The sequence below is a fragment of the Clostridium sp. genome, assembly GCF_036643715.1.
In the GTDB taxonomy this organism is placed as follows: Bacteria; Bacillota; Clostridia; order Clostridiales; family Clostridiaceae; genus Clostridium.
Map to the genome: position 1 here is coordinate 1 of NZ_JAVXRL010000045.1, position 11,060 is coordinate 11,060.

Annotated in this window: 3 protein-coding genes; all 3 read left to right on the top strand. The window is 29.5% G+C overall.

The annotated features are described in order from the left end of the window. Positions 1-153 precede the first annotated feature (153 nt). On the top strand, positions 154-903 hold the full coding sequence (locus RSF37_RS11750; protein ID WP_332564594.1) for a YdcF family protein: 750 nt from the start codon (positions 154-156) through the stop codon (positions 901-903). Between the two features lie 33 nt (positions 904-936). After that, positions 937-1,212: a DUF1653 domain-containing protein gene (locus tag RSF37_RS11755; protein WP_442878722.1), complete on the top strand. Its 276-nt coding sequence runs from the start codon at positions 937-939 to the stop codon at positions 1,210-1,212. Between the two features lie 358 nt (positions 1,213-1,570). Continuing rightward, positions 1,571-11,060 (top strand): SpaA isopeptide-forming pilin-related protein (locus RSF37_RS11760; RefSeq protein WP_332564595.1); only part of this gene is annotated, 9,490 nt, incomplete at its 3' end.

Here is an 11,060-nt window from a genome sequence, read left to right on the forward strand (position 1 = left end):
AGACGTTGCCAGGTGTGAACTAAGAGATAGTAAACTACTATCTCTTTTTTTTATATAAAAATATAAAGAAATTTAATTTTAGTTTTTTATGGAAAAATAAGAAATTATTTGATATATTATGGTATTATCTATATATGAGAGAGAGGTGATATCGTGACTATTTTATTTATTATAGGAATTATAAGCATAACTTACTTTATATTAGTTAATTTGATATTTGGATATACTACTTTTAGTGTTTTTTATTTATTTATAGGGTTGATTATGGTAGTATACTCATTATTTTATAAGAAACTGCATGCTATTATTGTATTTGATAAATTTTTTAAATGGTTTAGAATAGTACTTATAATTGGAATAGCAATATTTTTAGTAACTGAAGCATGTATTGTAAGGTATTCTAAAAATTCTATAGTAAAAAGTGACTATATAGTAGTGCTTGGAGCTGGGATAAGAGGAGAGACTATAACAACAACATTAAGAGATAGGTTGAATGCTACATTAGATTATGTAGAGAAGACCAATTATGATGGTGACATTATAGTATCTGGAGGAATGGGTCCAGGTGAGACTATAACAGAAGCAGAAGCTATGAGAAGATATTTAGTTGAAAATGGAATTAGTAATGATAAAATTTTTCTTGAGAATAAATCAACTAATACATATGAAAATTTTAAGTATTCAAAAGATATAATTGAAAGAATAAGTAATAAGAGTGTAGACGAATCATCAATCATGTTTATTACAACGGATTTTCATGCATTAAGGAGTAATATGATAGCTAAAAGAAATGGCTATGAAGAGGTTAATTCTTATACTAGTAAAACAAAATGGTATTTAGTACCCTCTATGTATGCTAGAGAATTTTTTGCATTATGTAAATCACTTGTATTTGACAGATAAGATTTTATTAGAAAAATGTTTGGAGTGGGTATTATGGCAAGAAGTATAGATCAATTAGCAGGTAAAATGGTTAAGCATTTTAAGGGAAAATTATATTCAGTTTTAGGTGTTGCTAAACATTCTGAAACTATGGAGGAACTTGTTGTTTATAAAGCACTATATGGAGATTTCGGAGTATTTGTAAGGCCGATAGACATGTTCTTAAGTGAAGTAGACAAAGAAAAGTATCCTAAATGTAAGCAGAAATATAGATTTGAAGTAGTTAGTAATGCGGATATTATAAATATAGCAGAAATAATAAGTAAATAAAAATAATATAAAAGCTGTATCAAAATTAAGATAGTAATTTGATACAGCAATTTTTTTAATTTTTTTTATAAAAAAATATCGACAAAATAAGCCTTTTTTGAAATGTTAAATGTTAGTTATGGAATTATGTAAATGATATAAAAAAATAGTAATAGTGAAAAAGTAGCATAGATTAGCGCAAAATAAGGAACTATAATTCCACTTATTATAATCTTAAAAAAAAAGCAAAAATAGGTTAAAATCCACTAAAATAGCGATATTATGGCGATATTGAAAAGATATTATGCATATGATAATCTATTTACATAATTATGAATGATTTACTGTATTTTTCAATAATTTTGTAAAGGGGGATTATATGAAAGGGAAAAAAGTATTTAAGTTTAGAAGGGTATTATCTGTACTTATTATAATATCGTTCGTTTTGGGTGACTTAGTACCTGTTAAAGAAGTATTTGCATTAAATAAAAGAGCTTTAGAAAACCTTGGAGGTTTAAATCACTATAATTCAATTGTTTTTGGTGATCATACTGCAACAAAGGCAGATACTGAAGGTGCAATAGCAGTACAAGGTAATTTTACTGTTAATGAAGCTTTCTCTGTACCTGCAGCAGCAACAGGAGCAGCAAATATTATGGGTTCGACTTATGTAGAAAATAATAGTCCATCTATTCTTATAGGAGGAGACTATAAATCAAATGGAAATTTAGATGTTTTAGCTAATACGATAGTTGTTAGTAATGAAGAAACTAAAAGTAAGTTATCTAAAATGCCATCTCATACAAAACCAGGAGAATATGTTGATTGCGAAATTAAACCTTTAAGCGAAATTAATAAGAAGTTCGCTGAAATGAGAGGAATTGTAGATAACGTTGGCAATCAATCAAAAAGTTATAAAACTGAAAGCATAGATGATAGTACTAAAGTTGATTTATATGTACCAGGTAATGTATCTCAAGAGGGGTATATAGGAGAAAAGGATGGTACATGGGGATTTGGAAAAGATATTAATAATAAAAATATATTTATATCATCAGGACTAGCAGCTGGTAAAGAGAGTTTAATAATAAATGCAGCAAAAATTCCGGCAGTAGCGGATAATGATTTTGCTATTGTATATTCTGATGCGAAAAACATAAAATTCACTACTTCAGGAATTGAATATCTTGGACAGGCTGTTGAAAGTGGTGATTTGCATTATGGAGTAGTTGATACAGGTAAGCCGGGTAATAAGACACTTGCAATGTTATCTCAGAAAGTAATGTGGATATTCCCAAATGCTACAAAGGTAGAAGTAGCTGGTAAAGGGATTGTAGGAAGTCTTATAGCACCAAATGCTTTTGTTGACACTAAAGGTGGAAGTGTTAATGGACAGTTGATAGCTGGAAGTCTTAATCAATTTGGAGGATTTGAAAGTCATAATTACTTCTTTAATTGGGACGGATTTTTAAAGTTAGCTAAAGGTGCAGTTGAGCTTAAGAAGGTTGGGGAAGATAAGAAACCTTTAGAAGGCGCAGAATTTGGATTATTTAAAAATGGTAATGATACTTTAATTAAAACAGCTGTATCGGGAAGAGACGGAAAGGTAAGTTTTATAAATATAGAGCCAGGAGAATATTATGTAAAGGAAACTAAGGCTCCAGAGGGCTATGAATTAAGTGATGAAATTTATAATGTAGTAATAGAGGAAGGAAAAGCAACTCAAGTAGATTTAAAAGAGATTAGTAATAAAGAGATTAAGGGAAGTGCAGTATTATATAAAGTAAATGATCAAAGAAATCCACTTGAAGGAGCAAAATTTGGAGTATATAAAGAAAATGGCGATAAAGTTTCAGAAGTTACTTCAGATAAAGATGGAAAAGTTTTTGTAAATAATTTAGATGATGGAAAGTACTATATTCAAGAAATAAGTGCACCAGATGGTTATGAAGTTGATAGAAAAACTAAGTATGAATTTGAAATAATAAAAGGAATTAAGGAACCTGTAGTAATACAAGGCGAAGCTGTAGTAAATGTTTTTAAAGGTGGGGCTGCAATGCTTCTTAAAGTACATGATGGAAATGAGGCATTAGAAGGTGCTGAATTTGGATTGTATAAAGAAGCTGGAGATGAACTTATAAAGACAGTAATATCAGGAAAGGATGGAGTTATAAAGGTTGATGGATTAACGGCTGGTAAGTATTACTTTAAAGAGTTAAAGGCACCAGAAGGATATAAGTTAGATGAAAATAAATATTCTTTTGAAGTTAAGATTGGGGTAACTGCAGTTATAGAGAGTGGAACATCAGTTAATACTTTTAATAATGGCTCAGTTAAGTTCAAAAAGGTTGATACTTCAGGTAATGCGTTAGAGGGAGCAAGTTTTGAACTTTATAAAGATGTTAATGGTACATGGGAAAAACAATCTGAAACTTATACATCTAATAAAGATGGAATAGTAGAGGTTAGAGGGTTAGAAGCTGGAAAGTATTATTTTAAAGAGACAGAGGCACCAAGTGGATATTTATTATCTGATAAGGAGCATCATTTTGAAATAGTAAGAGGAGTAAATACAGCAGTCGATATTGGTAATGTTGAAAATGTATTTATAAATGGATCAGCAAAATTGGAAAAGGTTAATGAAGATAATAAATATTTAAAAGGAGCATTGTTTGGAATATATGATTCAAATGATAAATTAATAAGTGAAGTTGAATCAGATGATAATGGAATAGTTTTAGTAACTGGATTAAAACCAGGAAATTACTATTTTAAAGAATTAAAGGCACCAGAAGGATATAAGCTAGATGAGACAAAATATAAATTCACTATAACATCAGGTGATGCTGTAACAGTAAATGCAGGAAAAGTAATTAATATTTTTAATGGTGGATCTGCTAATCTTATTAAAGTTGATGAAGAGGGGAACATGTTAGAAGGAGCAGAATTCTCTCTTTATAAAAAAATTAATGGTGATTGGGAAAAGCAAGAAGGGATATACACATCAAACAAAGATGGAATTGTTAAAATTGAAGGATTAGGAGTTGGTGAATATTACCTTCAAGAGACAAAAGCACCAATTGGATATGAATTAAGTAGTGATAAGTATGAGTTTAAAGTGGAGCTTGGTAATCTTACAACAATAGAGATTGGAGAAGCTAAAAATAACTTTGTAACAAGTATGGTTAGACTTAAAAAAATTGATTCAGAATCAAGAGTTACTCTAGCAGGAGCTATATTTAGATTAACTAATCTAGATACTAATGAAGTTATAAGAGATGCAGTTGAGACCGGTTTAGATGGAGTGTTAGAAGTAACAGCACTAAAGCCAGGCAAGTATAGGTTTGAAGAAATAAAGGCTCCTAGTGGCTATATTCAAACAATAGTGCCTATAGATTTTGAAATTAAAAAGGGTGAAGAATCACAGACTATAGAATTAATTGCAGAAAATAGTTTCTTAAAATTAGCGAATGTTCAATTTACTAAAGTTGATTATGAAAATGGTAATCCGTTAGAGGGAGCAGAGTTTAAACTTTATAAAGAAGTAAATGGGGAATTTATTGAATTAGATAAAGTTTATACATCAAATTCAATGGGTGTAGTAATAGCTAATGAGTTAGAAGCTGGAAAGTATTATTTTAAAGAAACAAAGGCACCAAACGGATATTTATTAAATAGTGAAATTATTAAATTTGAAGTTAAGGGTACTGAAGGGGAAATTATTTTATTAGATAATTTTAAAAATAAAGCAGAGAAAGGTTCATTCATTTTAGAAAAACATGGAGAAAATAATGAGCCACTAAAAGGTGCAATATTTGAACTTTATAAAGAAGTAAATGGAGAATGGATTAAAGAAGAGGCAACTTATACTTCAAATAAAGAAGGTAAAGTAGTAATTGAAGGTCTTTTAATTGGAAACTATAAATTAAAAGAAATAAAAGCACCAAATGGATATGAGTTAAGTAATAAAGAAATATTATTTACTATTGAAAGTGGTAAAACTGATATACCAGTACAAGATGTATTTAAAAATACTTTAAAGAGGTATTCAATACAGCTAGAAAAGATAGATGCTGAGAGTAAGGAACTTTTAAATGGAGCTGAATTTGAATTAAGAAATTTAGACGGAAATGTGTTAGATAAAGGTATTGTTTCAAATGGAACTTTAAAATTTGATGGTCTACTGCCTGGTAATTATGAAATATATGAAACAAAGGCACCAGAAGGATACAACAAATTAATTAATCCTATAAGAGTAACTATAGATGTAGAAAATTCAGAAGTTACTATAAATAAAACAGTAGGTAATTATAAAATAAAAGGGGAAGTGTTACTTACTAAAAAGGATGATGTAACAGGTAATTATCTTGAAGGAGCAAAGTTTAATATATATAAGGAAGATGGAACTCTAATTAAGGAAAATCAAGTTACAAATACGGATGGGGAATTAGTAGTTAAAGACTTAGAAATTGGAAAATACTATTTGGAAGAAGTTGAGGCACCAAATGGGTACCATAAACTTGCTGGAATAATTAAATTTGAAATAACTAATGATATAACAAAAATAGAAATTAAAGATGTTATTAATGAGAGAGTAGAAAGTGGATCAGTACAATTAAAGAAAGTAGATTCACATAATAAGAGCGGTTTAAGGGGAGCTAAATTTAAGTTATATAGAAGAGATGATTCAAAATTCATTGGTGAGTTCACATCAAATAAAGATGGAATAATAAAAGTGGATGGATTAACATTTGGGGATTATTATTTCGTGGAAAGTGCAGCGCCAGAAGGATATGAATTAAATAATGAAAAAATAGAGTTTAGAATTGAAAAAGGGGAGACTAAAACTCTAAATTTAGGAAATATCGAAAATGAAATTAAAAAAGGTGCAGTAACATTAGTTAAAGAAGATAGTGAGACAAAGGAAGTGCTAAAAGGTGCTGAATTTGAATTATACGAAAAAGAGACAGGCATAAAAATAGGGGGATTATATAAAACTGATAGCAATGGTGAAATAAAAGTTTCATCATTAATACCAGGAAAATATTATTTTAAAGAAGTAAAAGCACCACTTGGATATGAAATTTCAAATAAAGAAATTGATTTTGAAATTGTAGCAGGTAATATTGTTGAAGATGTAATAGTAACAGTAAGCAACGATATAATACTTGGCTCAGTAACTTTAGAAAAGGAAGATAGTGAGACAGGGGAGTTACTAAAAGGTGCTGAATTCGAACTTTATAATAGAAGTTCAAATGGAGATATAAAAGTTGGGGAACTATATATAACAGATGAGAGTGGAAAAATAAATATAAATGGATTAAAACCAGGAGAGTATTACTTCAAAGAAGTAAAGGCACCAATTGGATATGACATTTTAGAAGAAGCAATTACATTCCAAATAATAAAAGGTGAAAAGGCCCACAACTTAGTAATGAGAGTTGGAAATAAAGCTGAGAAGTATGATGTAACACTTAAGAAAGTAGATTCAGAAGATAATAATATTTCATTAAATGGAGCTATATTTGAACTTAGAGGAGATGTATATAGTACAACAACTCATGAAGTTTCAATGGATGGAAAGATTACAGTCTCAGGATTAAAACCAGGTAAGTATTCATTCCATGAAATAAAAGCACCAGATGGATATATTCAATCAATAGTACCAATAGAATTTGAAATAGTAAAAGGTCAACAAACTAAGCATATTGAATTAATTGCAGAAAATAGCAAGCTTAAAAAAGGTACGATACAGCTTAAGAAGGTTGATGAAGAGGGAAATGGACTTGAAGGTGCAATATTCACATTATATAACGAATATAACGAAGAACTTGGAAGTTATGAGTCTAATAAAACTGGGTTAGTAAGAGTAGAAGGGCTTGAAGTTGGAAAGTATTATTTAGTTGAAACAAAAGCACCAAATGGGTATGAACCATCATTAAATAAAATAGAATTTGAAATCAAAGGAACAAGTGCAGATACAATATTATTAGGCAACGTTATTAATAGTATTAAAAACGGTAGCGTAAAATTAGTTAAAACTGATTTTGATAATAAAGAACTTCTTAAAGGGGCAGTATTTGAATTATTCACTTCAGATGGACAGCTAATAGGAAAATATACTACTAATGACAATGGTGAAATAATAATAAATAGCTTAAAGCCAGGTGAATACAAGTTTGTTGAAACTAAGGCGCCAGAAGGCTATGAAATTACAAATAGAGAATATAATTTTAATATAGAAATTGGTGATGAAAAGCCTGTAATAATGGTTGAAGCAACTAATAAGAAAGCAGAAGCTGGATCAGTTCAGTTTATGAAAGTAGATGATTATACAGGAGAAGGTTTAAGTGGAGTTGTATTTGAACTATTCACAGAAGAAGGTGAAAAGATATCAGAGCATACTTCAAATGAGGATGGCATAGTAACTGCGGATGGTTTAACATTTGGAGATTATTACTTTAAAGAAAAATCACCTCAGTTTGGATATAATCCTTCAAATGAAAAAATAGAATTTACTATAAAAAAGGGCGATAAAGAAACAGTTAAACTTAATAAAGTTATGAATGAAATAATAAAAGGTGAAGTTAACTTAATAAAAGAGGATAGTGAAACTTCTAAGAAATTAAGTGGCGCAAAATTTGAGTTGTTCGAAAGGGATGGAAAGTCTAAAGGGATTTTCATTACTGATGAAGATGGAAAAATAGCTGTTACTAATTTAAGACCAGGGGATTATTACTTTATTGAGAAGGAGGCCCCAAAAGGTTATGAAATTTTAGATGAAAAGATAGAATTCACTATAATAAAAGGTGATAAAGCTGATTTACAAGTAAGAACAGCTAAGAATGACATAATAAAAGGAAATGTTAAGTTAATTAAAAAAGATGAAAAAAGCAGCTATTTATTAGAAGGAGCAAAGTTCTCATTATATGATTCTGAAAATAATTATATAGGAACTTATGTTACTAATGAAAATGGGGAAATTAATGTTGATAATTTAAGACCTGGAGATTATAAATTTGTTGAGAATGAAGCTCCTAATGGGTATGAATTATCTACTAAAGAGTATACATTTAATATTCAATTAGGGAAAACAGAAACAGTAATATTAGAAGCATACAATAAAAAGTTAGCTATTGGAAAAGTAGAACTTAAAAAGGTTGATAATATAACTAGTATTGGATTACAAGGAGCTGAATTTGCTCTTTATAAAATTGATGGAAATACAAATATATTTGTAGGTAATCATGTTTCTGAGGCTGATGGTATTTTAAAAGTTTCAGAATTGGAATTTGGAAAGTATTATTTTATAGAAACAAAAGCACCAGAGGGGTATGTTACATCAGAAGAAAAGTTAAACTTTGAAATAAATAAAGAAACAGTATCAAATGTAATAGAATTAACATTTAAAAATACATTAATAGATAAGCCTGTAATTCCAGAGCCTTACTTAGGTGGAGTTCGATTACTTAAAACTGATAGTAATGATGGAACAAAACTTAAAGGTGCAGAATTTGAATTAAAAGATTCAGAAGGAAAAGTTTTGAGCACTCATATAACTGATGAGAATGGACTAATAGAGATTAAAGAACTTAATGTAGGTAAATACTCATTAGTTGAAACAAAATCACCAGAAGGATATGAATTAAACAGCACACCTATTGAATTTGAGATTAATTCAGATGATATAAATAAGATTAAGGAACTTGAATTTAAGAATGTTAAGATTAAAATTCCAGATCCAGAAGTTATTTTTGGAGAAGTAGTTCTTAGAAAATATGATAATGATTCAAAGGAACTTTTAGTAGGTGCAGTATTTGAGTTATTAGATTCTAATAAAGAATTAATAAGCACACATACAACTGATGAAAATGGAGAGATAAAGGTAAATAATTTAGAACCAGGTACTTATTATTTTAAAGAGGTTAAGGCACCAGAGGGTTATGAACTTGAGGATACTCTTCATAAATTCATAATACAAGGAAATGAACAGGGGGAAGATCTTGTTCTGAAAGTAGACAATAAAAAGATTGAAAAGCCTGTAGAATTTGGATCAGTAATATTAAAGAAAATAGATAGTGATACAGGAGAAAATTTAAGTGGAGCTAAATTTGAATTAAAGGATGAAGAGGGCAACATAGTTGGAACTTACGATGTTAATGATTATGGAATATTATCAGTAAGTGGACTTGCTATCGGAAAATATTCATTCCATGAAATTAAAGCACCAAATGGATATATTCAATCAATTATTCCAATTGAGTTTGAAATAAAGAGTGGAGAGACAGAAGCACCAGTAGAATTAGTATTTGAAAATAGTGCAATTAAAACAATTGGTTCTGTAGAGTTACTAAAGGTTGATGATACTACAAATGAAACTTTAAAGAATGCTATATTTGGGCTATATGATGAGGATACGAATTTAATTAATGAATTTGAAACTGATGATAATGGAAAAATAAGAGCTGATGAATTGAAAGTAGGAAAGTATTACTTTAAAGAATTAAAAGCACCAGATGGGTATGAGTTAAATGAAAAGTTGCATGAATTTGAAATTGTTCTTGGAAATTCAGAAGTAATAAAATTAAAAGCAGAGAATAGAAAAATAGAATTATCTGAGCCAGAATTGGGCGGAGTAAAATTGCTTAAGACTGATAGTGAAACAGGAGCCAAGTTAATTGGAGCAGAGTTTGAACTAAAAGATTCAGAAGGTAAATTAATAGGAAAGTATACAACTAATGAAGATGGCGTAATAGAAATAAACGAACTAGTAGTTGGTAAGTATACATTAACTGAAGTTAAGGCACCAGAAGGATATGAATTAAGCAGTATTCCTTTAAACTTTGAAATAGGTTCAGAAGATATTAATGCAATTAAAGAACTTGAATTTAAAAATATTAAAATAGAAATTCCAGAGAAGCCAGAAGAAATATTAGGGTCTGTTACACTGAAAAAGTATGATGAAGATAAGAAAGAGTTATTAGAAGGTGCTTTATTTGAATTATTAGATGAAGATAAGAATGTCATTAGAACTTGTGTAACTAATGAAAACGGAGAAATAAAAGTAGATAATTTAAAGAATGGAGTATATTATTTTAAAGAGATTAAAGCACCAAATGGGTATGAACTTGATGATACTCTTCATAGATTTGTAATTGGACAATCTGAAGAGGAAAAAGTGGTACTAATTGAAGTTATTAATAAGAAGATAGAGAAACCAGTTGAACTTGGAGGAATATCTTTAAAGAAGGTTGATAGTGAGACATTGATGCCTTTAAGTGGAGCAAGATTTGACTTAAAGAATTCAAATGATGAAGTTATTGGTTCTTATGAGGTTGGAACTGATGGAATACTCAATATTTCAGGACTTAATATTGGTAAATATACGTTAGTTGAGACAAAGGCACCAGAGGGATATATCCAATCAATTAAGCCATTAGAATTTGAAATTGTTGAGGGTCAAACATCCTCACCATTAGAATTAGTATTTGAAAACAGTAAGATTCAAGAAGAACCAGAAGAACTTAGAGGTTCAGTTACACTTAGAAAGTTAGATAATGAAACTAGATATGTACTTGAGGGGGCAGTATTTGAGTTATTAAATAATAAACTTGATGTTATTGGTGAATTTGTCACAAATTCTGAAGGAGAAATAGTAATAGATAATCTAATTCCTGGGAAATATTACTTTAAGGAAACCAAGGCACCAGAAGGGTATATATTAAGTGATGAGTTAATAGAGTTCGAAATAATTAAAGATACAGTAACAGAAAAAGTTTTTGTTGACGTATTGAATGTGAAAAAGGATAATGAGCCAGAGGTTCCAGAGGTTCCAGAGGTTCCAGAGGTTCCAGAGGTTCCAGAGGTTC